This is a genomic window from Nocardia sp. NPDC055029, assembly GCF_053608525.1.
Genome location: NZ_JBSGVQ010000001.1, coordinates 155808 through 181932 on the forward strand (window position 1 = coordinate 155808; position 26125 = coordinate 181932).

The 26125-nt window shown below is 67.2% G+C and carries 28 protein-coding genes; 18 read left to right on the plus strand and 10 right to left on the minus strand.

Annotated features, from left to right (window positions below; translation table 11 throughout):
- Window positions 1-90: 90 nt before the first annotated feature.
- Both ACWF9G_RS00585 and ACWF9G_RS00590 read right to left on the minus strand, forming a co-directional pair.
- Window positions 91-411 (minus strand): hypothetical protein, encoded by a 321-nt coding sequence (locus ACWF9G_RS00585; protein ID WP_452512583.1) that lies wholly within the window; start codon window positions 409-411, stop codon window positions 91-93.
- Window positions 408-908 carry a YbaB/EbfC family nucleoid-associated protein gene (locus tag ACWF9G_RS00590; RefSeq protein WP_452512585.1) on the minus strand — a complete coding sequence of 167 codons (501 nt, stop codon included), beginning with the start codon at window positions 906-908 and terminating at the stop codon, window positions 408-410. The genes ACWF9G_RS00585 and ACWF9G_RS00590 overlap by 4 nt, the downstream gene beginning before the upstream one ends.
- 171 nt (window positions 909-1079) lie before the next feature.
- On the opposite strand from ACWF9G_RS00590, the gene ACWF9G_RS00595 reads away from it, so the two are divergent.
- A complete protein-coding gene (locus tag ACWF9G_RS00595) occupies window positions 1080-2063 on the plus strand; it encodes an Rpn family recombination-promoting nuclease/putative transposase (protein WP_452512932.1) in 984 nt (327 codons plus the stop codon).
- A gap of 9 nt (window positions 2064-2072) precedes the next feature.
- Here ACWF9G_RS00595 and ACWF9G_RS00600 read toward each other — a convergent pair whose 3' ends face one another.
- The 4 genes from ACWF9G_RS00600 to ACWF9G_RS00615 all read right to left on the minus strand — a co-directional run bounded on the left by ACWF9G_RS00600 (window position 2073) and on the right by ACWF9G_RS00615 (window position 7114).
- Window positions 2073-3422 carry a SagB family peptide dehydrogenase gene (locus ACWF9G_RS00600; RefSeq protein ID WP_452512587.1) on the minus strand — a complete coding sequence of 450 codons (1350 nt, stop codon included), beginning with the start codon at window positions 3420-3422 and terminating at the stop codon, window positions 2073-2075.
- 40 nt (window positions 3423-3462) lie between these two features.
- Window positions 3463-4440 (minus strand): ABC transporter substrate-binding protein, encoded by a 978-nt coding sequence (locus ACWF9G_RS00605; RefSeq protein WP_379308182.1) that lies wholly within the window; start codon window positions 4438-4440, stop codon window positions 3463-3465.
- A 76-nt stretch (window positions 4441-4516) separates the two neighbouring features.
- Window positions 4517-6556, minus strand: coding sequence for a M13 family metallopeptidase (locus tag ACWF9G_RS00610; RefSeq protein WP_452512589.1), 2040 nt, complete (start codon window positions 6554-6556; stop codon window positions 4517-4519).
- Between the two features lie 108 nt (window positions 6557-6664).
- Complete coding sequence (locus ACWF9G_RS00615) at window positions 6665-7114, minus strand: hypothetical protein (RefSeq protein ID WP_452512591.1); 450 nt, start codon at window positions 7112-7114, stop codon at window positions 6665-6667.
- A gap of 269 nt (window positions 7115-7383) precedes the next feature.
- On the opposite strand from ACWF9G_RS00615, the gene rplN reads away from it, so the two are divergent.
- From rplN to ACWF9G_RS00645, 6 genes are all read left to right on the plus strand, one after another.
- On the plus strand, window positions 7384-7752 hold the full coding sequence (gene rplN, locus ACWF9G_RS00620) for a 50S ribosomal protein L14 (protein ID WP_043647623.1): 369 nt from the start codon (window positions 7384-7386) through the stop codon (window positions 7750-7752).
- Window positions 7753-7754: 2 nt separating this feature from the next.
- Entirely contained in the window at window positions 7755-8072 is a 318-nt protein-coding gene (gene rplX / locus ACWF9G_RS00625; RefSeq protein ID WP_019045061.1) for a 50S ribosomal protein L24, read from the plus strand.
- 1 nt (window position 8073) lies between these two features.
- Window positions 8074-8637 carry a 50S ribosomal protein L5 gene (gene rplE / locus ACWF9G_RS00630; protein WP_019045062.1) on the plus strand — a complete coding sequence of 188 codons (564 nt, stop codon included), beginning with the start codon at window positions 8074-8076 and terminating at the stop codon, window positions 8635-8637.
- Window positions 8638-8641: 4 nt separating this feature from the next.
- Window positions 8642-8827, plus strand: coding sequence for a type Z 30S ribosomal protein S14 (locus ACWF9G_RS00635; protein WP_014981705.1), 186 nt, complete (start codon window positions 8642-8644; stop codon window positions 8825-8827).
- 163 nt (window positions 8828-8990) lie between these two features.
- Window positions 8991-9242, plus strand: coding sequence for a hypothetical protein (locus tag ACWF9G_RS00640; protein WP_452512593.1), 252 nt, complete (start codon window positions 8991-8993; stop codon window positions 9240-9242).
- Between the two features lie 81 nt (window positions 9243-9323).
- On the plus strand, window positions 9324-9536 hold the full coding sequence (locus ACWF9G_RS00645; RefSeq protein ID WP_379308438.1) for a hypothetical protein: 213 nt from the start codon (window positions 9324-9326) through the stop codon (window positions 9534-9536).
- A gap of 3 nt (window positions 9537-9539) precedes the next feature.
- Here the strand turns inward: ACWF9G_RS00645 and ACWF9G_RS00650 are convergent, their stop codons facing one another.
- Window positions 9540-11105, minus strand: a complete 1566-nt coding sequence (locus tag ACWF9G_RS00650) for an alpha/beta hydrolase (RefSeq protein WP_452512594.1) — start codon at window positions 11103-11105, stop codon at window positions 9540-9542.
- A 397-nt stretch (window positions 11106-11502) separates the two neighbouring features.
- Between ACWF9G_RS00650 and ACWF9G_RS00655 the strand changes: the two genes are divergently transcribed.
- The 10 genes from ACWF9G_RS00655 (at window position 11503) to map (ending at window position 17899) form a co-directional block, all read left to right on the plus strand.
- Window positions 11503-12171 (plus strand): YoaK family protein, encoded by a 669-nt coding sequence (locus ACWF9G_RS00655; RefSeq protein ID WP_379308459.1) that lies wholly within the window; start codon window positions 11503-11505, stop codon window positions 12169-12171.
- A gap of 234 nt (window positions 12172-12405) precedes the next feature.
- On the plus strand, window positions 12406-12804 hold the full coding sequence (gene rpsH, locus ACWF9G_RS00660) for a 30S ribosomal protein S8 (protein ID WP_014981717.1): 399 nt from the start codon (window positions 12406-12408) through the stop codon (window positions 12802-12804).
- Between the two features lie 13 nt (window positions 12805-12817).
- A complete protein-coding gene (gene rplF / locus ACWF9G_RS00665) occupies window positions 12818-13357 on the plus strand; it encodes a 50S ribosomal protein L6 (RefSeq protein WP_378853427.1) in 540 nt (179 codons plus the stop codon).
- 2 nt (window positions 13358-13359) lie between these two features.
- Window positions 13360-13767, plus strand: coding sequence for a 50S ribosomal protein L18 (gene rplR, locus ACWF9G_RS00670; protein ID WP_110037187.1), 408 nt, complete (start codon window positions 13360-13362; stop codon window positions 13765-13767).
- A gap of 31 nt (window positions 13768-13798) precedes the next feature.
- Window positions 13799-14446, plus strand: coding sequence for a 30S ribosomal protein S5 (rpsE, locus tag ACWF9G_RS00675; protein WP_378853423.1), 648 nt, complete (start codon window positions 13799-13801; stop codon window positions 14444-14446).
- A gap of 1 nt (window position 14447) precedes the next feature.
- On the plus strand, window positions 14448-14627 hold the full coding sequence (rpmD, locus tag ACWF9G_RS00680) for a 50S ribosomal protein L30 (protein WP_019045070.1): 180 nt from the start codon (window positions 14448-14450) through the stop codon (window positions 14625-14627).
- A 2-nt stretch (window positions 14628-14629) separates the two neighbouring features.
- Entirely contained in the window at window positions 14630-15073 is a 444-nt protein-coding gene (gene rplO, locus ACWF9G_RS00685; protein ID WP_019045071.1) for a 50S ribosomal protein L15, read from the plus strand.
- 164 nt (window positions 15074-15237) lie between these two features.
- Complete coding sequence (gene secY / locus ACWF9G_RS00690; protein ID WP_189030475.1) at window positions 15238-16560, plus strand: preprotein translocase subunit SecY; 1323 nt, start codon at window positions 15238-15240, stop codon at window positions 16558-16560.
- Window positions 16557-17102, plus strand: a complete 546-nt coding sequence (locus ACWF9G_RS00695) for an adenylate kinase (protein WP_379308440.1) — start codon at window positions 16557-16559, stop codon at window positions 17100-17102. Before secY ends, ACWF9G_RS00695 begins: the two co-directional genes overlap by 4 nt.
- Entirely contained in the window at window positions 17102-17899 is a 798-nt protein-coding gene (map, locus tag ACWF9G_RS00700) for a type I methionyl aminopeptidase (protein WP_379308441.1), read from the plus strand. Before ACWF9G_RS00695 ends, map begins: the two co-directional genes overlap by 1 nt.
- A gap of 145 nt (window positions 17900-18044) precedes the next feature.
- Here map and dtd read toward each other — a convergent pair whose 3' ends face one another.
- Together dtd and ACWF9G_RS00710 are read right to left on the minus strand one after the other, a co-directional pair.
- On the minus strand, window positions 18045-18488 hold the full coding sequence (gene dtd, locus ACWF9G_RS00705) for a D-aminoacyl-tRNA deacylase (protein WP_452512598.1): 444 nt from the start codon (window positions 18486-18488) through the stop codon (window positions 18045-18047).
- A gap of 71 nt (window positions 18489-18559) precedes the next feature.
- Entirely contained in the window at window positions 18560-20059 is a 1500-nt protein-coding gene (locus tag ACWF9G_RS00710) for a hypothetical protein (protein WP_452512599.1), read from the minus strand.
- Window positions 20060-20407: 348 nt separating this feature from the next.
- On the opposite strand from ACWF9G_RS00710, the gene ACWF9G_RS00715 reads away from it, so the two are divergent.
- Window positions 20408-21607 (plus strand): hypothetical protein, encoded by a 1200-nt coding sequence (locus ACWF9G_RS00715; RefSeq protein ID WP_452512601.1) that lies wholly within the window; start codon window positions 20408-20410, stop codon window positions 21605-21607.
- On the opposite strand, the gene ACWF9G_RS00720 is transcribed toward ACWF9G_RS00715, so the two are convergent.
- Window positions 21573-26123 (minus strand): WXG100-like domain-containing protein, encoded by a 4551-nt coding sequence (locus ACWF9G_RS00720; RefSeq protein WP_452512603.1) that lies wholly within the window; start codon window positions 26121-26123, stop codon window positions 21573-21575. The two genes, ACWF9G_RS00715 and ACWF9G_RS00720, sit on opposite strands and share 35 nt — an antisense overlap.
- Window positions 26124-26125: the final 2 nt, after the last annotated feature.

Sequence of the window (26125 nt, forward strand, 5' to 3'; positions counted from 1 at the left end):
TGCTTCTGAGCTGTCGTCCTCTGGCCAATCATCGGCGCCGAGAATGTATTTCGCGACCCACTGCAGCTCGTCGGGGATCTCGATACCCATTTACTGTGCGCTCGCCGCCGCGTTGATGTCTCCGGCGCCGGTGGTGTCCTGGGTCTGTAGCGCGTTGGCGATGGTGACCATGTTCTCGCCGGTCTGGGTCATCACCGTGGCCAAGCCGGTGACGGCCTTCTGGCCCGATTCGACGCCGGGCGTGTAGTTCTTGGCGAAGGCCTCGCCGATCTCGTCGTTGCCCCAGCATTCGCCCTCTGCCGCGATCACCGCGGCCAGCGCCTGGGCGCCGGTGGTGATCGTGGCCGCGACGGAGTCGAACGACGGCTTGGTCCCGCGCAGTGCCTCGGGGTCGACGTTCAGGGAGCTCATCGCAGGTAGCCGCGATTGCGGAAGTACTCGCCCTCTTCGTCGTCGGTGTCCTCGACGAGGCGGCGCGGTTCGGCGACCGGTTCCGGCTCGGGAGGCGGAGGTGGGGTGAGCTGGGCGATCAGATCTTTCATGCTGGGAGCGCCGGGAATCAGGTCGGGCAGGTCGGGCATTCCCGAGGTCAGCGGTGCCAGTGCCTGTTGCTGCACGCGCGCGGCCTCGGCCGCCATGTTCGCGATGGCCTCGGTGACCGATCGGCCCAGCGACTCCGGGGTGGCGCGTTTGAAGGCATCCGGCGCGATGTGCACCTCCGAGACCCCTGCCACCGTGCCGGAAACACGCACCAGATTGTCCGCCGACCACACGCTCACCGGCTCGGTGGCCCGCGACTGCGCGTCGAGCAGTGCCGACTTCTCGGCCGTGAACGAGTCGAGCATCGAATCGATCTGCGCGCGCAAGGCGTCGTTGGCAGCCCGCGTCGGCGCCGACCAGTCGTTCATTAACCCTCGATCCGATAGGAAGCACGTCAGGTTATTGGACGCGCCAACCCCGTCGCGGGTTGCACGGTGTGATGCAGATCATCGCCACCTCGAAACCTCCCATGCTGAAACAGCTCCGGCCACAGCGACCGCCCGGCAACTCCTCCGCGGGGTGGGCGTGTCTTGCTCGCCATGGCGGATGGCGCTCCGAATACCCCGCACGACAAATACTTTCGTGAGGTCATGTCAGACCGCGCGAACGCGGTCAGCGAGCTGCGCACTGTCGTGCCCGCAGCGCTGGTCGACGAATTGGACTGGGGCACCCTGCGAGTCCAATCGGGCAGTCTGGTCTCGGCGGAGCTGCAGTCCCGCTTCACCGACGTCCTGTATCGGGTCGACCTGGCCGGTAGCTCCGCCTACGTGTTCGTGTTGATCGAGCACCAGAGCCGCAGCGACCCGCTGATGGCGTTCCGCCTGCTGGAGTATGTGGTGCTGATCTGGGGCCGTCACCTCAAAGACAACCCGAAGCACACGCGGTTGCCCGCGGTGATCCCGCTGGTCGTGCACGCTGGGACCAATCATCGTCGGTGGAGTGCCCCACTGGACCTGGCCGACCTGATCGATGTCGACACCTCCACACGCGGTCACCTCGGTTCGCTGCTGCCGCGGTTCCGGTATCTGCTCGACGATCTGCATGCGGTCGATGTGGAGGCATTGTTGGCACGTCCGCTGGTGCCGGAGGTGATGATCATGTTGGTGTTGTTGAAAGCGGCACCGACCCATAAGAAGCTCGACACGGTCATGTCGCAGCTGGAACCGCAGTTGAAAGCGGTGGTGGACCAGCCGGGCGGTGCGGGGGTGTTGTACCTGGTCATGGCGTATGCGTTGGCCGTGGGGGATACTTGCGTTGCGGATCTGCAACCATTGGCTGAGCGTTTGGGGCCGCGAGGGAAGGAGGCTTTGATGACGGGTGCTGATCGACTGCGTGCCGAAGGTCGGGTCGAAGGGCGCGTCGAAGGTGAGGCGAAGGTGTTGATTCGTCAGCTCACCAGGAAGTTCGGCATCCCTTCCGCGGAGGTGGCCGATACTGTCCGGTCGGCGAGTATTGCGCAGCTGGAGTTGTGGACTGATCGGATCCTGACGGCTACGACCCTCGACGAGGTCTTCGCACCCTAGCTTTCGAGCTCAGCGGGCGGGGGAGCCCACGATGATGCTGCCGACGTTGCATTCCTCGAGTTCGTCGATGCCGGTGGCGGTGGCGAATGCGGTGGTGTCGCTGAAGCCCTGGGCGACTACGCCGAGGCGCATGGCGGTGGCGGTCAGGTAGACGGTCTGCATGAAGACGCCGACGTGCTTGAGGATGTTGGCGTAGGCGACCTGTTCGTAGCTCCACATGACGCGGCCCGCGCGGGCCGAGACCAGCAGCAGGACTTGGGGTTCCGCGCCACCGGCCAGGGTGGCCGAGGTGGATTTGAGCAGCTTCTGGACGGCGGGGGCGTCGGCCGCGGCGACCAGGCGCAGGGCGTGGTCGGTGGAGTCGTAGTGGTACATGCCGTTGTCGAGGCCCGCGACATTGCGGATGACCGGGTAGACCTCGAGTTCGTAGGCGCCGCCGCCCGAGGGGTAGGGGCGGGAGCCGTCCTCGCGGGTGCGGGCGCTGCGGAACAGCAGCTCGCCCAGCTGGGCGGCGGTGATCGGTGCCGCGTCGTCGAACGCGCGGGTCGAGACGCGGTCCTCCAGCGCGGCGGTGAGGGTGGGGTCGGCGTCGCGCAGACCGGCGAGGTCGGGGCGGGCCAGGGCGATCGGCTCGGCCGCGAACGGCGTACGGCGGGCGGGCAATTCGGGGAAGCGGCCGTCGGCCCAGCGGGTCGGGCCGAAGTCGTCCCAGGTCACCGTGCGGGCGCCGAGGGTGCTGCGGCGGTGGAACCAGAGGTCGGGGGCGTTCCAGGAGCGGGTGGCGAACTCGTGCTCCTCCTCGTCGCCGTCGACGAGGAATCCGCACCACTGCAGATCCGCCATGAACTGCGATTTCACCGCGGCGGGCACCGGCGAATCGGCGGCCATCGGGCCGTCGAGCAGGGCGAGCAGGCGCGGGTCGTGGATGCGCAGATCGCACCACGCCCGCGGATGCTCGAGCACGAAACCCTGCGCGTCGCGGTGCAGTACGGCGAACTTCGACAGCGTCGCCGACCAGGTCGGCAGGGCCACCTCGGGACGCGGCGCCGGCTCGGCGAAGGGGCGGATGCTGTAGAGATCGCGGCCGCCGTCGCGCACCGTCACCGCCAGCCAGCCGCCGTCGGTGAGCTTGCGCATCAGCCCGGTGATGTCGTCACCGGCGGCGGCGGTCGACATCTCGGCCGCCGTCGCCGGGCCCTGGTTGAGCGTCTTGAGCGCCTGCAGCGCACCGGCGCCGAGGCCCGTCAGCTTCACATTGCGCGGCGGGTTCAGCAGCACCGCCCCCGCGGGGGTGGTGAGGCAGGTGACGCCGGCGCGCAGGGCGAATCGGGTCTGGGCGGGGTACGGGGAGGCGAGCACAGCGGTTCCTTGCCGGGGTCGAACGTCGGTGATGCGGGGGCTATTTCGCCGCTGCGGCGAAGGCGGGCTCCAGCTTGTCCAGGATGTAGGGCACCGACAGGGCGGTGGGCTGGTTGATGGCGCTGATCTCCTGGGTGGTCAGGAACACGACGGAACCCTTGCGCACCGACGGCAGCTCGCTGTAGCCGGGCAGCTGGCGGTACTTCTCGTCCAGACCGGGGGAGTAGCCGGCCAGCAGCAGGTCGGCGGACAGCTCGTCGACGCGCTCCGGCGACAGCGCGAGCCGGCCCTGGTTGGCGGGCTGCGCGGTGAGGTTGGCCGGAATGCCCATGCCGAGCTGGGTGAAGACCTTGGCCGAACCGTCGTTGGGGTCGGTCAGCACCATCAGCTGCGCGGGGCTGGCCAGCCAGGTGCTGGCGAAGGTCTTGCCCTTCAGGCCGGGGTTGGCGGCGACAATCGCCGCGACCTTGTCGTCGACCTTCTTGATCACCGCGGTCGCGTCGGATTCCTTGTGCAGCACCTTGCCCAGCGCGGTGACCTGGTCCTGCCACGGGGTGACGGCGTCCTTGGTCAGCGCGGGCAGTGTCGGCGCGATCTTGGACAGCTCGTCGTAGGTCTTCTGGTCGGCGATGAACGGGTCGGCCAGGATCAGATCCGGTTCCAGCGCGGCGACCTGCTCGGCGATATTGCCGGTGGTGTTGAGCGCCTTGCCCGACTTCAGGCTCTCCGGCTCCCACGGCGGGGTGCTCTTGGACACCGCGGACACGTTGTCGATGTAGCCGACGGGGACGACGCCCAGCGCGAGCGAGGTATCGAGCCACTGGTTGCCCAGGGTGACGATCTTCGTCGGCGTCCCGGTCACCGTGGTCTCGCCGCGCGCGTGGGTGATGGACACCGGCTCGCCCGAGCCCGCGGCATCGTCGCTGGAACCGCAGGCGGCGACGCCGAAGGCGAGCGCGCCGGCGAGCGCGGCCACCGCCACGCGCCGCCAGCCGCGCGAAGTCCGAACAGACGTCATCGTTGCATCCTCCTGCACCAGTTCAGCGTAAGTCAGCCTAGGCTAACCTACATCGGTTTCGGAGGGAGAATCATCCCTAAAGAGTGACCCGCTGATCCTGCGGCATGAACAGCTTGTCGGTGTCCTTCACGTCGAAGGTCGAGTAGAACTCGGCGATATTGCGGACGACCTGATTGCAGCGGAACTCGTTGGGGGAGTGCGTGTCCTGCAAACCCTGCAGGGTCGCCTCCTCGGTCTGCTTGTCGCGCCACTGCCGCGCCCAGGAGAAGAACATGGAGCGGAAGTCGGGCTGCACGCCGGTGCGCTGCGCGACCTTCAGATACGCCGCCAGCGCGATCTGCAAGCCGCGCAGGTCGGCCAGGTTCTCGCCGACGGTGAGCGCGCCGTTCACATGCTGACCCTCGGGTGCGCCCTCGGGGACCAGTACGTCGTACTGGTCGATGATCTGCTGGGTCTTGGCGTCGAAGGCGGCTCGATCCTCGGGGGTCCACCAGTCGCGGCGGTTGCCGTCACCGTCGTACTTGGAGCCCTGGTCGTCGAAACCGTGCCCGATCTCGTGGCCGATGGTCGAACCGACCGCGCCGTAGTTGACCGCGTCCTGGGCGTCCTTGTCGAAGAACGGCGGCTGCAGGTAGGCGGCGGGGAAGACGATCTGGTTGGTCGTCGCGCTGTAGTAGGCGTTCACCGTCTGCGGGGACATGCCCCACTCGGTCTTGTCCACCTCGGTGCCGAGGCGGGCGAACGCGCGCTTGGACTCGAAGGTGTTGATGGTGAGCAGGGATTCGATCAACCGTCCGCGGGTGACCTGCACCGAGGAGTAGTCGACCCACTTGTCGGGGTAGCCGATCTGGGCGACGATCTTGTCCAGCTTGGCGATCGAGGCCTCGCGGGTCGGCTGCGACATCCAGGTGGAATTGGTGAAGTTGTCGCGGTAGGCGGCGCGCAGGTCGTCGACCATCTCGAGCGCGCGTTCCTTGGCCGCGGGCGGGAAGTGCTTGTCCACGTACAGCTTTCCCAGCGGTTCGCCGAGATTGTCGTCGACCACGCCCACCGCGGAGCGCCACATCTCCGGCTTCTCCTCCAGGCCGCTGAGCACCCGGCCGACGAAGTCGAAGCGCGCGTCGGCGATCGCCTTGGGCAGGAAGCGCGCGTAGGTGTTGGCGATGTGCAGCTTGAGGTAGTCGCGCCACTGGGCGATGTCGACCTCGCTCCACAGCTGCGCGGCCGCGGTGATGAACGACGGCTGACCGACCACCATCTTGTCGAACAGCGACTTGGGCCGGTCGGTCATGCCGGCCAGCCACGGATCCCAGTCGAACTGCGGGCCGAGCGCGGTCAGCTCCTGCCAGCTCATCAGGTTGTAGGTGGCGTCGGTATTGCGCAGGCGCACGCTGTCCCAGTGCGCGGCGGCGATCCGCTTCTCCAGGTCGAGGGTCCGCTGCGCGACCCCGGCGGGGTCGGGGAGCTCGATTCCCTTGGACAGTTGTTCGAGGTAGGTCTGGTAGCCGGCGAGCTGCGCCGCGAACTCGGGCTTGCGGTAGTACTGCTCGCCCAGGGTGAGCCCGGCCTGGCTGACGCTGGGGATATAGGCCGTGGAGTTCTTGCGGTCGATGCCGATGCCCATGCCGATCAGCCCGGCGATGGGCGCCTCGGCCATGACCTTCGCCAGTTCCGGCTTGCCCGCGGCCTTGTCGATCGCGGTGAACAGGCCGGTCAGCGGGGTGATGCCGAGGCGTTCGATCTCGTCGAGGTCCATCCTGGCGTCGTAGAGATCCTTGATCTGCTGGGCCTCCGACCCCTGCTTCGGGTTCTCGATGCCCTCGATGATCGCGCGCAGCTGCGCGAGCGTGCGGTCGTTGGCGTCGGTGATCGCGCCGACCGAGGCCTTGTCCGGCGGCAGCTGGTAGTCGCGCAGCCAGGCGCCGTTGACGTGGCGGTACAGGTCGTCCTGCGGACGGATCGCAGGGTCGCCGCCGCCCAGGTCGACGCCGGTGAGCTGCACTTCGGGGGTGTCGGACGTGCACGAGGCCAGCGCGGCCGCCACGGGCACCAGGCCCATGGCGATCAGGAATGCGCGGCGATCCACGACCGACGGACGACGACCGGACGATGTCACAGGTTTTCCTTCCCCGATGCGGCAGCCGCACCCTGTTCGTTGCGAACCAGCTCGCACAGGCTACCGGCGCGACGCGGAGTCGGTGGGCTACCGGCCGATCGGGGCTGGTCAGTCGGCGGAGATTCCGGAGCTGCCGGTCGCCAGGTCGCAGGCGAGTCCGCTGCCCGCGTTCACGATCTTCATGACGGTCGGGACCCGCTTGGTGACCAGCGGGGCTCCGGTGGCGTGCAGGAGCAGCGAGAGCTGCACCTCGACCTCGACCTCGGTCTCGACGTGGTAGTAGGCGGTAGCCTTGGCCACCGTGACGCCGCCGACGTTCACCTCCAGGTCGACGGTGTCGCTGGCGAAGAACTTGCCGTTGGCGAGGAAGTCCACCTGCGCGCCGACGTAGTCGTCGAGGCCGACGACGTCGATCTTGGAGGTGCAGCCGACGGTGAGGGTGTCGGTGAGCATGTCGATGATCGGGCCCGCGGTGGCGTGCGGCGCGGCGATCGTCAGCACGGCGGCGAAGGCGCTCGCGGTGGTCGCGAGGCGGCGGGTCGGCAGGGAGAGCTTCATGCGCGGGACCGTAGCAACGGCGTGACCGCGCCCACAGAGGTTTGAAACATATCCGCTTCAGATTTGTGTGAGCGACCCCGATTTGGGTCGACCTGGGGATTCGCCTACACTAGACCGGTTGCCTGCGGGAGCTCTGCGCCCGCAATCCGGCAGTGAACCCCCAGTGGTAGGTATTTCCGCTGGCAGGCGCGCGTCCGGTGGGTGACTGACCATGTGCGTCGGGTCGGCAATCCGGCGTACGTATACATCCAGGTCCAGGAGGTGCTGAAGTGATTCAGCAGGAGTCGCGACTGCGCGTCGCCGACAACACCGGGGCGAAGGAAATCCTTTGCATCCGCGTGCTCGGTGGCTCGTCGCGTCGCTATGCCGGTATCGGTGACATCATCGTCGCCACCGTGAAGGACGCCATCCCCGGCGCGAACGTCAAGAAGGGCGACGTCGTCAAGGCTGTCGTCGTGCGCACAGTCAAGGAGCGCCGCCGTCCGGACGGTTCCTACATCAAGTTCGACGAGAACGCTGCCGTGCTGATCAAGCCGGACAACGATCCTCGCGGCACCCGCATCTTCGGCCCGGTCGGCCGTGAGCTGCGTGACAAGCGCTTCATGAAGATCGTTTCGCTGGCCCCGGAGGTGCTCTGACCATGAAGGTGCACAAGGGTGACACCGTCCTCGTCATCTCGGGCAAGGACAAGGGCGCCAAGGGCAAGGTCATCCAGGCCTACCCGGCGACCGGCAAGGTTCTCGTCGAAGGCGTGAACCGGATCAAGAAGCACGTCGCGGATTCCGCGAACCAGCGTGGCGCCTCCTCGGGTGGCATCGTGACCCAGGAAGCCCCCATCCAGGTTTCCAACGTGATGGTCGTCGACTCCGACGGTAACCCGACCCGCGTCGGCTACCGCACCGACGAAGAGACCGGCAAGCGGGTTCGGATCTCCCGTAAGAACGGGAAGGACATCTGACATGACCACCTCTGAGCAGACTCAGCCCCGGCTGAAGGCGCGCTACCGCGCCGAGATCAAGGACGCGCTGAACAGCGAGTTCGAGTACGCCAACGTGATGCAGATCCCGGGCGTCGTCAAGGTCGTCGTGAACATGGGTGTCGGTGACGCCGCCCGTGACGCGAAGCTGATCAACGGTGCCATCAAGGACCTCGAGCTGATCACCGGTCAGAAGCCGGAGGTCCGCAAGGCCACCAAGTCGATCGCGCAGTTCAAGCTCCGTGAGGGCATGCCGATCGGCGCCAAGGTCACCCTCCGTGGCGACCGCATGTGGGAGTTCCTCGACCGCCTGGTCTCCATCGCGCTGCCGCGTATCCGCGACTTCCGCGGTCTGTCGCCGAAGCAGTTCGACGGCAACGGCAACTACACGTTCGGCCTGAGCGAGCAGTCGATGTTCCACGAGATCGACGTGGATTCCATCGACCGCCCGCGCGGTATGGACATCACCGTGGTGACCACTGCGACCAACAACGAAGAAGGCCGTGCGCTGCTCAAGCACCTCGGCTTCCCGTTCAAGGAGAACTGAGCACATGGCCAAGAAAGCACTGGTCAACAAGGCCAACGCCAAGCCGAAGTTCGCGGTCCGCGCCTACACCCGCTGCCAGCGTTGCGGCCGCCCCCACGCGGTGTACCGCAAGTTCGGCCTGTGCCGCGTGTGCCTGCGTGAGATGGCCCACCGTGGCGAGCTCCCGGGCGTGCACAAGAGCTCCTGGTGAGCCCTCGCTCCTCGTGAGCGCTGCCGCCTAGGCGAATAACGAACGAAGGCACGGACTTCCGCGAGGGAGTCCGTGCCTTCGCGCGTTTCGGGAGGGACAATCTCGTGGGTGAAATATTTGGATTTCACTCTTGTCGATGGCCTCTGTCGTGTTCCCTTGGCGCATGAAGAAGATCGTTACTGTCGCCGTTCTGTCGTGTGCGCTGCTGTCGGCGCCCGCCGTCGCCGCCGCCGCTCCTGTCGCGCCCGCACCGGTCGCCGAATCCGGCTCCGCGCAAGGCGGCACCGGTTCGTCGAAGGGTGGGTCGGGGTCGTCGGAGACGGCGTTGATCTGTTCGCCGGTCGCGCAGTTGTTGTTCGCCACGGGCAGCGTCGAGAAGCCGCCGCTGTATGACCTGCTCTGCCTGCTGAGCTGAGGTCGGTGACGGAGCCTGAGGTTTGGTGCCACAGCAACTTGGGGCGTGCTCGGCGCGCAGGCGGTCGGGCACAGTAAAGCCATGAAGAAGCTCGCTGTGTCCTCCGCCCTCGCTCTGTTCCTCCTCGCCCCCGCCGTCAGCGCCACCACCGCGCAGGCCCAGGAGCCGATCGCGGGCAGTGGGTCGTCGAGCCTGGACGTTCTGTGCAGCCCGATCGGTGGTCTGCTCGTCGTTGCGGGCAGTGCCGAGAATCCTTACGGCCCGCTGCTCACCGGGGTGTGCGTCAGCCGCTGACGGTCAGCCGAAAGGGGATCGGTCGATGTCACAGCGCAGGTCCTGCGGTGGCAGCCGGCCGGTGAACAGGTAGTCGCGCTTGACGCGTTCGGCGCAGGTGCTGGCCACGTACATGCTGCTGTGGCCTGCACCTTCGATCACCACGACCTGGGCGCGGGACAGCTGAGCCGCGCCCGCGTAGGCGCCACGCAACGGCGTCGCGGGGTCATATCTGCTGTTCAGGACCAGGATCGGGGCAGCCGTCTCACGATTCCACGGGCCGGTGTAGCGGTCGGCGTCATGGGCGGGCCAGAAGGCGCAGGGGGTGGCGTTGAAGACGGCGGTGCGGCCGAAATAGGGGACGCGCAGGTCTTCGACGGCGCCGACCCGGCTGTAGACGGCGGGGTCGGTCGGGACGGTGCTGTCGGTGCACTGGATCGAATAGAACGCCTCGATCCGGTTGCCGGGGTGCTCTTTGGCGAAGACCGCGTCGTGCGTCACGGCCGGGAGCAGCGCGGTCCCGGCTTCGAAGAGTTGCTGGAGCAGGATCGCCAGGTCGGCGTAGGTATCCGGGCGCGCGAGGCTGCCCGCCGCGGCCACGATCTGCTCGTAGGTCCACGGCGTGCCGTCGACCACGATGGGGGCGAGCCGCGCGCGTTCGGCGAGCGCGATCCACTTGAGTTTCGGGTCTCCCGCCGAGAACGCGCAGTCCGGACCAGCGGCCGAACAGTCACGCAGGAAGGCGTCGAAGGTCTCGGCCATGGCATCGGCCACGCCCTGCCTGGTATCGAGCGGCAGGTCGGCGCCGTGCCCGTCCACATTGCCCTGGAAATCCAGTGACCCGTCCAGCGCCATCGCCCGCACCCGGCCGGGGAACATGTTGGCGTAGACGGCGCCGACCTGCGTGCCGTAGGAGATGCCGTGATAGGTCAGCGCCGCATCACCCACCGCGCGGCGCAGCAACTCCAGGTCACGGGCGGTATTCGTGGTCGAGGCGTGCGCCAGGATCGGGCCCGCGGACGCGCCGCAGCGGGCGGCGATGTCGGCGGAACGGGCGAAGAACTCCGGTTCGTCGCCGGGACCCGCCGGGATGCCGGGGAAGGTCGCGAAGTAGGCCTCTTGCTCGTCGGACGAGGGAAAACAGCTGGTCGGAGCGCTGCGTGAGACCGAACGCGGATCCCACGACACCACATCGAATCGTGCCCGCAGTTCTTCGGAGAACAACCACGGCCACCGCGCCCGCTCGCGCAGCCGATCGACGCCCGACGGTCCAGGCCCGCCGAAGTTCACGAACAGGGTGCCGATCCGGCGACCGGGATCGGTCGCGGGCAGCTTGATCACCGCCAGCTCGATCTGTTCGCCCTGCGGGCTGTGATAGTCCAGCGGTACTCGCGCCCACGTGCAGGAGAAGCCGTCCTCGCAGTCCGACCACTGCAACGCCGGCGTGCTCGCGGCTTCGGCGAGCTGGTCGACATACGGATCGGCCGCGCCGGCGGGGGACGGGACGGTGAGAGCGCCGATGCCGAGCAGAACAGCGAGAGCGCGAGTCCAGCTGCGGCGAGTTCCACGGCGCCAAGAGCGCGAATACAACTGCCGAGCCTCCTGTGCAGATCGGACGGACCTCGCGAAGCTATCACATGCTTACTCCGGGAAACTAGTTGGTGCCGAACGGAATTCGCCGTGTCCGCCCAGCTCGCCCGCCGCCGCGACCCTGTTCCGTGCCGTCCGCTCCTGAATTTATTTCGAATTGTTCGGTTAACGCGAAGTTAAGTACTTCGGCGGATTCTGTGTTTCTCCCGATAATTTCCGCGCCGAGGTGGTCGATACGCCACTCCGTCGCTACTGTCGGTGTTGTTGCGCGGAAATGTGGCGCAACCGGGTGTCGACGATGATCCCTAATTCCAGGACAAACGGAGGAAGTGGGATTGTGACGACAGCCACAGAGAAAACCGGGCGTGACCTGGCCCACCGCCCCGCGTACCGGGGGATGCCGACCGGCGCGATGCCGATGGTCGCTTTTCTTTCGGTATTGGCCGGATTTATCGGCGCCGCCGCCTATACGCATTCCGCCGGATATTTCGTGACATTCATGACCGGAAATACCGAGCGAGCCGTTCTCGGCTGGTTCGACAACGACGCGGTCTTGGCGACCGGCGCCATCACATTGCTCTTCTCGTTCGGTCTCGGCGTGTTCGTGGCCTCGCTGCTGCGGCGACGCGTGTGGCGCGACAGCCGCCACGGCGCGGCCGTTGTGACCACCGCCGCCCTGGCCGTTGCCGCCGTCGTCGACTGGGTCCTTGACCGAACCGGCGGTCAGGAGGTCGGGTTCATTCCCATCGCCTTCGTCGCGTTCGCGGTCGGCGCGCTCAACACGGCCTTCGTCAAGAACGGCGAGACCAGTGTTCCGCTGAGCTACGCCACCGGGACGGTGGTGAAGCTGAGTCAGGGCATCGAAAGCCATGTCAGCGGCGGCAGTTCCCGTGATTGGCTCGGCTATGCGCTGCAGTACGGATCCTTCGCCGCAGGCGCGTTCCTCGGCGGCGTGCTGAGCATGCTGGTCGGCGGCGAGATGATGCTGATCGTGGCCACCGTCGTCTCGGCCGTGGCGATCCTGCTCACCGCCAAGGCCGCGACCGAGCCCCAGATTTTGTCCTGACCACGGCATTGCCTACACTAGAGCGGTTGCCTGGGCACCACTGTGTCCGCTGGCGCCTCGCTGACTGTAGGTGAAGCGGGCGGACGGTCCAGGCACCGAGAGCTCGTAACGAGAACTCATCCGGTCGGTAAGTGCCGTCCGGACCAGCCGAATTGTTGTAGGCCCACGGTCACCCCGGGAAAACGGGGAGATGCTGCATGGGAACCGCAGCGAGAAAGGTGTCGAGGTCTAACCATGACCATGACTGATCCGATCGCAGACTTCTTGACACGTCTGCGCAACGCCAACTCGGCGTACCACGATCAGGTGAAGGCGCCCCATTCCAAGCTCAAGGCGAACATCGCCGAGATCTTGAAGCGTGAGGGCTACATCGCCGATTACCGCACCGAGGACGCGACCGTGGGCAAGTCCCTCGTCGTCGATCTGAAGTACGGCCCCAGCCGTGAGCGCAGCCTGCAGGGCCTGCGTCGCGTCTCGAAGCCGGGTCTGCGTGTGTACGCGAAGTCCACCAACCTGCCCAAGGTCCTCGGCGGCCTCGGCGTGGCGATCATTTCCACGTCGACCGGTCTGCTCACCGACCGTCAGGCGGCCAAGCAGGGCGTGGGCGGCGAAGTCCTCGCCTACGTCTGGTAAGGGAGGACTACTAATGTCGCGTATTGGTAAGAAGCCCATCGAGATTCCGGCCGGCGTCGACGTCACCATCGACGGCCAGGTCGTCACGGTGAAGGGTCCCAAGGGCACCCTGTCGCACTCCGTGGCCGAGCCGATCACCGTCGCCAAGGGCGAGGGCAACGAGCTCGAGGTCCAGCGTCCGAACGACGAGCGCGCAAACCGCTCGCTGCACGGCCTGAGCCGCACCCTGATCGCCAACATGATCGAGGGTGTCACCAAGGGCTACGAGAAGAAGATGGAAATCTTCGGTGTCGGTTACCGTGTGGCCGCCAAGGGTTCGAACCTCGAGTTCGCCCTGGGCTACAGCCACCCGGTGCCGATCGAGGCCCCGGAGGGCATCACCTTCGCGGTGGAATCGCCCACCAAGTTCTCCGTGTCCGGTATCGACAAGCAGAAGGTCGGCCAGATCTCCGCTGTCATCCACGGACTGCGTAAGCCCGACCCGTACAAGGGCAAGGGCATCCGCTACGCCGGCGAGGTCGTTCGCCGCAAGGTCGGAAAGACGGGTAAGTGATCATGGCGCAAACCGAAAACCAGAAGGCCAAGCGGATTCCGCTGGGCAAGGACGCTTCCACGAAGCGTCGTCTGTCGAAGACCCGCCGTCACTTCCGTCTGCGCAAGAAGGTCGTCGGCACCACCGAGCGTCCGCGCCTGGTGGTCAACCGCTCCTCGCGGCACCTGCACGCCCAGCTCGTCGACGATTCGGTGGGCAAGACCATCGCCGCCGCGTCCTCGATCGAGGCCGACGTGCGTGCGCTGGAGGGCGACAAGTCCGCCAAGGGCGCCAAGGTCGGTCAGCTGATCGCCGAGCGTGCCAAGGCTGCCGGTATCGAGGCGGTCGTGTTCGACCGTGGTGGTCACGACTACCACGGCCGTATCGCGGCGCTGGCCGATGCCGCTCGTGAAGGCGGGTTGAAGTTCTGATGACTGTTATTTCGAATGGAAGGAACGTCTGATGCCGGGACGTCAGCGGCGTGACGGCGGCAGCGGACCCGCCGGACAGAACCCCAATGCCCCCGAGGGCGGCCGTGGCGATCGTCGCGGTGGCGGCGACCGTCGTGGCGGTGACCGTCGGGACCAGGCCGCCGAGAAGAACCAGCTCGAGCGCGTAGTCGCGATCAACCGCGTCTCCAAGGTCGTGAAGGGTGGTCGTCGCTTCAGCTTCACCGCCCTCGTGATCGTCGGTGACGGCAACGGTCTGGTCGGCGTCGGCTACGGCAAGGCCAAGGAAGTTCCCGCGGCCATCCAGAAGGGTGTCGAGGAGGCTCGCAAGGGCTTCTTCCGCGTCCCGATGATCGGCTCGACCATCACCCACCCGGTTCAGGGTGAGGCGGCGGCCGGTGTCGTCATGCTGCGTCCGGCTTCGCCCGGTACCGGTGTGATCGCCGGTGGCGCGGCGCGTGCCGTGCTCGAATGCGCTGGCATTCACGACATTCTGGCCAAGTCGCTCGGTAGCGACAATGCGATCAACGTCGTTCACGCGACGGTTGCCGCGCTCAAGATGCTCCAGCGTCCCGAAGAGGTTGCCGCGCGTCGCGGTCTGCCGATCGAGGATGTCGCTCCGGCGGGCATGCTGCGTGCGCGTGCAGGACAGGGAGCCTGACATGGCTGATCTCAAGGTGACCCAGATCAAGAGCACCATCGGCGCCAAGGCGAATCAGAAGGACTCCCTGCGTACGCTGGGCCTTCGTAAGATCCGTCAGAGTGTTGTCCGTGAGGACAACGCTCAGAACCGCGGTCTGATCAACGTCGTGCGCCACCTCGTAACAGTTGAGGAGGTCTGACAATGACCATCAAGTTGCACCACCTGCGTCCTGCGCCGGGTTCCAAGACCGAGAAGACCCGTGTGGGTCGCGGTGAGGGTTCCAAGGGCAAGACCGCCGGTCGTGGTACCAAGGGCACCAAGGCCCGCAAGAACGTCTCCCCGGCGTTCGAGGGTGGCCAGATGCCGCTGCACATGCGCCTGCCGAAGCTCAAGGGCTTCACCAACCGCTTCCGCGTGGAGTACCAGGTTGTGAACGTGGGCCGCATCGCGGAGCTGTTCCCCGAGGGCGGCACGGTCGGTAAGGCCGAGCTCGTCGCAGCCGGCGCCGTTCGCAAGAACGAGCTGGTCAAGGTCCTCGGCGATGGTGAAATCGGTGTCGCGGTCCAGGTGACCGCCGACAAGGTGACCGGCTCCGCCAAGGAGAAGATCGCCGCCGCCGGTGGCACCGTCACCGAACTGGCCTGACGGTACTGTAGTTAGCAGTGGACACCGGACGAGTCGAGAGCTCGTCCGGTGTCACTGTTAGAGTTCAAGTGTTGTCTGCCAAGCTCGTCATCGGCTGACGTATCCACACGATGCGGTGTTGGTTCAGTCGCATGGCATGACCATGTCGTTCGCCAGGAGGATCTGTGCTTTCCGCCTTCGTATCGGCCTTCCGGACTCCGGACTTACGGCGGAAGATTCTCTTCACGCTGGGGTTGATCGCGCTGTACCGGTTGGGTGCCGCGCTGCCGTCCCCCGGCGTCGACTACCGCGCGGTCCAGGACTGCGTGAAGCTGGTCTCCGGTGGTGAATCCGCCGGTATCTACCAGCTGATCAATCTCTTCTCCGGTGGTGCGCTGCTGCAGCTTTCGGTGTTCGCGATCGGCATCATGCCGTACATCACCGCGAGCATCATCATCCAGCTGCTGACCGTCGTCATCCCGCGCTTCGAGGAGCTGCGCAAGGAAGGCCAAGCAGGCCAGACCAAGATGACGCAGTACACCCGGTACCTGTCGATCGCCCTGGCGATCCTGCAGGCAACGGGTCTCGTCGCGCTCGCGGCTCGCGGTCAGCTGCTCCAGGGCTGCCAGCAGGACATCCTCGCCGACACCAGCATCTTCGGCATGATCATCATCGTCCTGGTGATGACCGCCGGTGCGGCGCTGGTCATGTGGTTCGGTGAGCAGATCACCGAGCGCGGTGTCGGTAACGGCATGTCGCTGCTCATCTTCGCCGGTATCGCCGCCCGCATCCCGATCGACGGCAAGAACATCCTCGACACCCGTGGTGGCCTGGTCTTCGGTCTCGTCTGCGCCGCCGTCCTGGCGATCATCGTGGCCGTGATCTTCGTCGAGCAGGGTCAGCGCCGGATTCCGGTGCAGTACGCCAAGCGCGTCGTCGGCCGCAAGATGTACGGCGGTTCGTCGACATATCTGCCGCTGAAGGTCAACCAGGCCGGTGTCATCCCGGTGATCTTCGCGTCCTCACTGCTGTACCTGCCCAACCTGATCGCGCAGCTGACCGGGTCGAGCACGGCGACGGAGCCGAGCTGGTGGCAGGAGATCATCCAGAAGTACCTGGTGAATCCGTCCAACCCGGTCTACATCGCCATCTACTTCGGCCTGATCGTCTTCTTCACCTACTTCTACGTCGCGATCACCTTCAACCCGGAGGAACGCGCCGACGAGATGAAGAAGTTCGGCGGCTTCATCCCGGGCTACCGTCCCGGTAGGCCGACCGCCGACTATCTCAACTACGTTCTGAGCCGCATCACCCTGCCTGGCTCGATCTACCTCGGTCTGGTGGCCGTGCTCCCGAACGTGTTCCTCGACATGGGCAATTCGGGTGCGGTGGCGAACCTGCCGTTCGGCGGTACCGCGGTGCTCATCATGGTCAGTGTTGGTCTCGACACGGTCAAGCAGATCGAGAGCCAGCTGATGAATCGAAATTACGAAGGGTTCCTCAAGTGAGAGTTGTTCTGCTCGGTCCGCCGGGTGCCGGCAAAGGTACTCAGGCCGTCCTGCTGTCGGAGAAGCTGGGCGTTCCGCACATCTCCACCGGAGACCTCTTCCGCGCGAACATCAGCCAGCAGACCGCCCTCGGTCGCGAAGCGCAGAAGTACATGGACGCGGGCGACCTCGTCCCCAGCGACGTCACGAACCGCATGGTCGAGGCCCGCGTCGCCGAGCCGGACGCCGCGAACGGATTCGTGCTCGACGGCTACCCGCGCACGGTCGATCAGGGCGATGCGCTGAAGAAGATCCTCGAGAACCACGGCACCGAGCTCGACGCCGTGCTGTGCTTCGTGGTGCCCGAGTCGCTGCTCAAGGACCGGATGCTCGCCCGTGGCCGCGCCGACGACACCGAAGAGGTGATCGACAACCGGCTGCGCGTCTACCGCGAGGAGACCGAGCCGCTGCTCGAGTACTACGACGGTCTGGTCGTGACGGTCGAAGGAGTCGGCGAGGTCGACGACGTCAACGCGCGGGCACTGCGGGCGCTCGGACGCTGATGGTCTTCAGCCGTAAGAAGAAGGTCGTGCCGTTCCGTTCGGCGGGCGAGCTGGATGCCATGGCGGCAGCCGGCGCGATCGTCGGACGGACGCTCGTCGCCGTCCGCGCCGCGGCCAAGCCCGGCGTGTCGACGCTGGAACTGGACGAGGTCGCCGAGCAGACGATCCGTGACGCGGGCGCCGTCCCGTCGTTCAAGGGTTATCACGGCTTCCCCGGCTCGATCTGTTCTTCGGTCAACGACCGTGTGGTCCACGGCATCCCCTCGGCGACGGAAATCCTCGCCGAGGGTGATCTCGTGTCCATCGACTGCGGCGCGATTCTGGACGGCTGGCACGGCGATTCGGCGTGGACCTTCGGTGTCGGCCCGATCATCGAGGCCGACCGGCTGCTGAGCGAGGCCACCAAGCTGTCGATGGAGGCGGGCATCGCCGCGATGCTGCCCGACAACCGGCTCACCGACGTCTCGCACGCCATCGAGCTCGGCACCCGCGCCGCCGAGCGCGAGCACGGCCGCGCCTACGGCATCGTCGACGGTTACGGTGGCCACGCCATCGGCCGCGAGATGCACATGGACCCGTTCCTGCCGAACGAAGGCGCCCCCGGCAAGGGCCCGCGCCTGGTCGTCGGGTCGGTGCTGGCGATCGAGCCGATGCTCACCCTCGGCACCACCGAGACCAAGACACTCGACGACGACTGGACGGTCGTCACCACCGACGGCTCCCGCGCCGCGCACTGGGAGCACAGCGTCGCCGTCACCGAGGACGGCCCGCGCATCCTCACGCTGCGTCCGGAGTAGTTCGCCCGGCTCCCGTCTTCTCGGGAGCCGACTGGCATCGTTCCAATCAGGGAAACTTGTTCACCGGCACCGGCACCGGCTCGATGGCCGAGACTCTCGATTCCTACTCGGCAGGCCAGATGGCCGCGGGCCACCGGCGGTCTGTTCAGCCCTCGAGGAGCACGGTGACGGGTCCGTCGTTGACGAGGTCGATGTGCATGTGCGCGCCGAACTTTCCGGTGGCGACCGTCGCGCCGAGGTCGCGGAGGGCGGCGGCGAAGGCGTCGACCAGGGGTTCGGCGAGCGGACCCGGCGCGGCCGCGTTCCAGGACGGGCGGCGGCCCTTGGCGGTATTGGCGTAGAGGGTGAATTGGCTGACGACCAGGATGGGCGCGTCGAGGTCCGCGGCGGAGCATTCGTCGTCGAGGATGCGCAGTCGCCAGGTCTTCTCGGCCAGGGCCTGCGCGGTGGCTGCGGTATCGGAGTGGGTGGCGCCGACGAGGGCGAGCAGGCCGTGCGGCGCGCCCGTTTCGGCCGGGTCGATCCGGCCGACCACCTCATCGTCGACCGTTACCTGGGCGGTGGTCACGCGCTGCAGCAGTACTCGCACAGCATCCGATCATGCCGGGCGAAGCTGCGGTGCCAGGGACCGGGCCGGTGGAGCTGTCGCGCTGGGCCAGTTCATGGCTTGCCGAAGAACAGGATGTCGGTGCCGTACTCGGTGAGTGGGCGTTTCTCCGCCGCCTGTCGGATACCGCTGCCAGGCAGCTCGGTGACCTTCGCGAACATCGGTGCGTTACCGAAGGCGGCGCGGACCTGCGTCTCGGAGGCGTAGTCGGCGCCGTAATCGGCCAGTGTCGCGAAATCCAGCGGGGCCAGCGGGGCGTCGAGCGGCGCCTGCCCGCTCGGCCTGCCCAATGCGGCGTACTGGGTGGCGACGCCGTTGTCGTAGAGGCACAGCTCATAGGAGATGTTCTCGATGGTGGCCACCGTGAGCACCGGCCACTTCTCCGAGAGCCGAACGGCGAGCGGATGCTTGCCGAGCGCGCCGATCTCCCAGTTCAGGCTCTTCACCGAAATCCAGCTACCGGAGGACTTCTCGACGAGCACCACATCGGCGGATAGCTCGACCGCCGGATTCGTCACGGGTTCCTTCACACCCCAGTGCTTTTCGTGCACCCCGGCGAAGCGGCCCGCGTCCACCGGCTCCACACCGTCGCGCGCGAAGGCCGCCACGATCGCCGCCCGCACCTGCTCGAGCGCGTCGGGCGCGGAGCAGCGCACCGCGAGCGCGCCGTAGGTCGCCGAGATCTCCACCGGCCGCGACGGCGGCTCCGGCATCGCGCCCGCCGCGAGCGGCTTGAGCCCGACCAGCGCCAGCCGCCAGTTGATCTCGTCGATGGTGGCCAGATCGCCGCCCGACTGATAAAGGATCTGCTGCTGGGTGAGCCGCCCGGCCCGCTCCAGCGTCGGCGCGCCCAGCTTGATCAGCGCCTGGGTGGTCTTGAGGGTGAGATCGAGTTCCTCGACGCGGGTCTCGCGCAACCGCGCGGTACTCGCCGCGGAGGTGACCTCGGAATACAGCGTGCGATAACTCGCGATGGCCTGCTTGCGGGATCGGCCGACCATCATCGTGCGCAGCAGCGTGCTCAGGCTGGCCAGATACTTACCGGGCTGCTCGGAGGTGCGCGCGTACATCGCTGCCCTGATCCGCACCGCGTCCTCGGTCGCCGCCACCGCCGCGTCGTGATCGAGCCGCATCAGCCACACACCGCACTTGGACAGACCGTCGGCGCACATCGGCTGCACATCCGGATAGTCCCGCGCGACCTGCCGATACGCCTGGCAGGCACTGCGAATGGTGTTGGTGGCCAGCTGCCGATGCCCGACCAACCGGGTCGCCTGCTCGAACAGCCGCAGTGAATCCTGCAGCGCGCCGGCGTACTCATAGCTGACATACCCGCCGACCAGCCAGTGCAAGCGGATCGCGACCGCTTCCTGCGCCGGTTCCAGTGCCTCGGCGGTGCGGTCGCGACCCGACGGATCGTCGCGGGTGGTGAGCAGGCCCTGCGCCAGCTCGGCGAGCGAACCGGCCAACCGCAGATAGTCCGCGGGGTTCTGACTCCTGGTGGCCGTGCGGTCGGCCGCTACACGCCGCTCGAGGCCGCTCAGATCGGTCATGAGCGGTTCCATCGCGACGTCAATCTCAGGCCCCATCAATCGTTCGCTCGTGGCCGCCGGGCGGCCGTCATTGCTTCGGTCGAGTCTGTCACAGATCGACGGCGGCTGCCGGATCGTCATCGGATTGCCTGGTTTGATCTGGTTCTTGCTGGGTTCGACCGGAATGTCATCGCGCGTCGTGCTGGGTACGCCTGGATGTGATCAGCTGGTGCTGGGCATAATTCGCCGAGATCACTAGAATCCGACGCGATCGCGTCCACCGGCGAGAGCCGTCGGTGGTGTGCGACGAGGAGCGAGTGGTGTGGGTGACGAGACTTCCTGGTCGGGGTCGGCAGGCTGGTGCCTGATATGAGCGGATCCGATGGCGACCCGGATGTGCCGTTCTCGCTCGGATCGCCGGTGGCGGAAACCACCGCGGCGCCCGATCCGGCCGAGGCCATCACCGAGCTGGCGTATCGGATCGCGCGGGAGTCCGCGGCGCTCGGGCCCGCCGGCTGGCGCGAGCTGACAGCGGTGTTCGCGGTGACTGTCGCGGCCGAGGTGGCGCATCTGCTGTTCGAGCACGAGCGCGGTACGGTGCGGGTGACGCCGACCGGGGACATTCTCGACGCGGTTCGCGAGCATCGGGCACTGTCGGCGGGCTACGGTGACGGGCCGTGGTGGCGGCTGGTGATGTCGATGAGCAGTACCGGCGAACTCGACGTCGACCACGACTACGGCGACGAACAGTTCCCGGACGACCAGATCTTCGAACCACAGGTCTATCTGGCCGACCTCGCGGTCTATCCGCGTGATCGGTTGCCGGTGTGGCTGGCCGCCTATCTGCACCATGCGGGCAGGCAGTTGCGTTCGCCCGGTGTGGCGGCGCGGCAGGCACGCGGTGACGCGGCCGCCGGTGTACGAGCGACGGTGTCGGAGTTCGATTTTCCGCCGTACCCGCTGCTGCGTGCCCGCTGGGCGGTGATCGCGGCCGCGTTCGTCGCGGCTGGGTCGTCGCGGGGACCGCGGATGCTGCCCGCGCTCGGCTGGTTCGAAGGTGGTTCCCACAGCGGATCGACGGTGTACGAAGTACCGGGCGGGCGCGCCGTGCTCTCCGGCGGCGTGTGGAACGCGATGGCCCTCGACGCCGCGTACAACGAGGACACCGAGCTGCCCGCGCTCTACGCCGGCGCCCCCGAGTGGGTGGCGGATCCGGTCGTGAATACCCGGGCCGGTCGCGGTCTGCTGTCGTTCTGCTACTGGTGGGACAACGGCACCTGGTACCGCGGTGAGTCACCCGTCGCCGATCACCTCGCCGAGGCCGTACCCGGAATCTGGACCGCCGAGACCGCGACCCGGGTGGTGGTCGGTCTGCTCGGCGCCGGAGCGAGCGAGCGGCAGCGGACCGCGGCCCGAGCGCTGGTCGCGGCCGCCGAGCGCGGTGTCGTTACCCGCGCCGAGGTCATCGAGGTGTTCGGCGCGGGCGACGCGTTCGATGTGGACGCGGCGCTGTACCAGCTGACGCTGGCCGGTGTCACCGTGGACGCGGCGGAGCGAGCCGCCCGCTGAGGGTCGGGTCGTAGACGATGACCATGCGGTGGTCGGGCCTGGGCGGGGAGTAGATTTCCATCTTGTCCTTGTTCAGGACATTGCTGGCGCCGGCGTCGATGGTGTAGTCGTAGTCGTTGTTGCCCGCGCCGGGGAATTCCGTGTACTCCTCGATGCGGAACGGTGGCCGGTTGTCGTAGTGATCGAGCAGGGCGGTCCACAGCTGGTCGCCGTCGATGTGGCCCCGGTCGCCGGGCGTGCCCTTGCTGGGATCGGCGGCTTCGGACTTCATGTCCCACTGCAGTTCGATCCGGCCGCCGGGGGCGAGCGTGTGCTCCAGATTCGCCGCGATCGCCAGGTAGGCCTCGGGCGGCAGCTTGGCACTGACATTGTTGACGAAGATCCGGCCGACGCCGCCCGTGCCGCCGTCGCCCAGGATGTGTCCACCGCCGAGCATGTCGCCGAAGACGAGCACCGTGCCCGCCTCGGTCAGCGGGCCGGGGTCGAGAATGCCGAGGCTGCGCCTGCGCTGGCTCGGAATCGCGAAGAACTCGGCCAGTTCGGTCTTCACGACCAGCCCGCCACCGGTGCGGTCGGCGGGCGGCGTCATCTCGACACCGAACGCGCTGCGCCCGACACCGACATCGACGGTGTGCCCGTTGGGCACTCCGGTCGGCGGGCGATGGACCAGCGACGCAGGCGTGTTGTAATCCCCGAAGACGTTCTGCTCCAGGGGAAGTCGATGCAGCGGCCGGGGCCTGGGGATGATCTCCACCGCCGACACGCCCTGGACCGGGTCGTGGATCATCACGGTGTACTCGATATTGATGCCGTTCTCGGTGGCGGTCCGGTTCGCCCGGTCGACGCTGTGCAGGAGGTCGCTCATCGACCCGGGGGCGCCGTCGATCTCGAACCGCCCGGTGCTGTGTTCGAGCACGCCGGCGGAGCGGTTCGGCGTGGCGGCCAGTGCGTCCGCCGCGTCGTACATGCGCTGGAACGCGTCGGGTCCCAGCGCGTTCCGGAACGGTTCCGGCATCGCGGTGTGAAACCTGTCGATGGCCTCGTGCAGGTCGCGGACGCGCTGTGCCGGTGTCGGATTCGGGTCGTTGACGGCCACATTGAGCGGGTCGAGTGAGGACATGAGGTGCTTCATCGGCACGAGCTGACGCGCTTCGCGGAAGCTGGGGTTTTCGAAGATCGGGTCGAAGAGGCGCCGGGTCAGCTCTTCCCGCATGCGCGCGTCGAGTCCGCGCCGTTCGTTGGTGACCAGGTCACGCACGTGTTCGCCCACCGCGAGCTCGCTCATGGTCGCCAGATGCGTGGCGCTGCCACGGTCGAATTCGGTGGGGGTGAGGGATTCGCCGAAGAGCGGACGCTGCTCGGTCAGGCCGGATCGCTCGAGTGCGTAGCGGTGCGCGAGTAGCGGATCGTGACTGGTCAGCAGATTCTCGGTGGTGCTGCCCTGACGTAGGTCGATGTGTGCGGCGAGATCGGCGAGATCGTGACGCAGCCCGGGCAGTTGGCCGGCACGTGCGGGGTCGATGGTGGCCGCGTCGATCTTGTTCAACAGCACCCGGACCTCGGCGAAGCGACCGCCGAGGTGGTCGGTCATCCGGTCGGGACGTTCCCGCACCGGGTCGATGACGATCTCGGGTTCCTGCGCGAGCCTGATCTCGGCGAGTTCGTGCGCGATACCGCGCACCACGTCCTGGTCGCGGGCGCGGGGCGAGACATGCACGTCGTAGCCGGTGCCGTCGGGCCTGGCCAGGAATTCGGCGACAGCGCCGCCGGTCGTCGGCCCGACCTGCACGTGGATGTCGCCGCGGCCGGGTAGGTAGAAGCGTTTGTGGTCGCGGTTCCAGGCGACGTCCTCGGGCGTGACCACCGCGAGGTTGTCCTCCACCATGTGGACGACCTCGCGGGTGGTCAGATCCGGCCGGGTGGGTGGTCGGGCGTCGGCGTGGAACTCCCCGACGCTCGCGGCAGTGCCGTGGTGCGGGTCGACCATGCTGCCTGCCCTGGTACCGGGTTCGGTCACCGGCAGTGCCGGCCTGGTGTCGAAGAGGCCGTCGCGCACCAGGATCGAGATCGACTCGATGTTCTGGCCGGGGTAGTGCTCCTGGATGGATTTGCTCACCGATTTCAGCGGCATGCTGATATCGGACTTGGAGCTGATGATGCCGTTGAGCGTGGCATTGGCGAAGGTCTTCGCCTCGCTGTTGTACAGCGGCCGGTTGGCCATGATGTGGTCGGCGAGGGCCACCAGTTGCGGGTGTGACAGCTCCCGCAACGGCACCAGGGTGCGCAAAGCGTCGCCGACCGGCTTGAGCGCCACTTTGCCCTCGAAGCGGTCGACCAGCATGCGGTCGAAGGTGCTCTGATCGGTGAAGACGGCCAGGTCGACGTCGTTGGCACGCGGCGTCCGCAGCGACGAGCCCTGCACCACGATGTCGCCCACCGGCAGGCCCGCTTCCCGCAGGCCGCCGACCAGATCGCTGCTGAACTGCCGGAATTCCGCGGCATCGGCGAACTTGTACGGGTATCCGCGTTCGGCGACGACCTCGACCCAGTTGTGCATCTGCTGGGCGAGTTCGGGCGCGGTGATCGGCTTGGCGGTGCGGGAGCCGACCTGCACGAGGTCCTCGATGGTCCGGTGATCGAGGCCGAGCCTGCGACCTTCGCCGATGATCGTGGCCAGCTCGGCATCGGTGTAGGTGAGCTCGAATCGGCCCGGGCGCTCGGCGATCCAGGACCGCACGTTCTCGGTGATGCTCTGGACCGGGTCGACGGTGGCCGGTTCGTTGCGGGTGGACTCGGGGGCCGCGGGCGGTTCGCTGCGGCCGAGTTCTGGTTCCCCGGCCCGATGTCGTTCCGGCACGGCATCTTTCGGCGTGCTGTGCTCGCCCGTGCCCGGCGGGGCCTCGGCGGTGGCGCGGACCGGCCCGGATTCGGTCCGACCCTGTTCGCTTGCGACTGCGGCGGGGCGGTCCTTGTGCGCCGCAGTGAGATTCGATTCGGTACCGCTCTTCTCGGCGACGCCTGCCCGGCTGGTGTGGTTCTTCGCGGGGTCGGTCCGGCCGGCGCCGTCCTTGGCCGCCGCGCGGTCGCCCGCTCGTGATTCCGGCGCGGTCGTTCCCGGCCGCTCGGCGACCCGGGCGCCCGAATCTGTCGCGCGCGCACCGGATTCGGGTGCCCGGGAACCGCCTTCGGCTCGGGCGCCGGAGTCGGTCCGGCCCGTGGCTTCGGCGCGCATCGCTGCCTCGGACGGCCGTCCCGCGCTGCCGTCACGTGGCGTTGCGGCGCCGTTGTTCCACTCCGAGCGCAGCTGTTCCAGCCGTGCCACATGCTGGTCGCTGTACTGACCCTTCGAATCGATCTTGACGTCGTTGACGCGCTGGAACACGTCGCGGGCACGGTTCTGCTCGGGCCCGGCTGCGAAGCGGTCGGGATGGGTCTGTTTGGCCAGATCGTGGTAGAGCGCCTTGCCGTCGCGCACCGACGCCTCGGTGACCACCGGCGCCTTCGCTGCCGACGCTCCGGTAGGCGACACCCGGGGCGAATCCATCGATGGCGCGCGGCCCATTCCAGCGCCGTGCCGCACACCGTGTGCGCCGCCGAGCGCGGCACCGACGATGACCAGCTTCGGGTCGAAGGTGGTGTCGATCTTGTTCGGGTCGAAGTAGCCGTGCGCCAGCTGATCTCCGATCTGCCAGGCGAGCCCGCCGCCGTACATGCCGAGGCCACCCGCGCTACCACCGACCACGCCGCTGACCAGACCGCGCATGGCGGGGTTCAATCCGGTGCGGCCGAGCAGCTTGTGCATGCCCATGCCGACGGGGGCGCCGACCAATCCACCCGCACCCCATTCGAATCCGGTGCGCAGGTTCTGGCCGATGTCGAACGAATCGCGGTGACCCGCGCCGAGCTGATAGGCCTGGATGCCGCCGTCCAGGCCGAGGCCCATGGCGCCCGCTTTCATACCGGCGATGGCGATCTTCTTCAGATAGGGCTTGAGCAGAGTGCGCAGGCCGACCCGGCCCGCCTCCAGCGCCAGCTGCTGGAGGCCGCGATTGGCGGCCATCCCGATCGTGGTCCGGCCCGCCGCCAATGCCAGCGGCACACCGGCCGAACCCCACGGCCACGCCGCGATCAACGCGTAGATCGTATAGGCGGTGATGAGGGCGAAGCAGCCCTCCATGATCTTGGTGTACTCGAGTTGGGTGCCGCCGTCACGGGTGTAGTTGCCCAGCTCTTCGAGCGCCTTGGCGAGTTCGTCGACGGAATGCGGACCGTCGAACAGCTTGCCGAGCTCCGTCTTGACCGCGACCGCGCCCTCGCCGCTGTAGAACTTCGCGGTGGCGTCGGTGACGGCGCGCAGGTCCGGTTCGAGCTCGCGCAGGTCCGCGGCCGCCTGCTTCCACGCGTCGCCGAGAGCGAACAGATCGTCCTCGTCGCCCTTCGGATAAGCCTGCCCGAAGTTCAGTGCCTGCAGAATCCAGTCGGGGACGAGATCGAAAACCGAGGCTAGACCGGACAAGG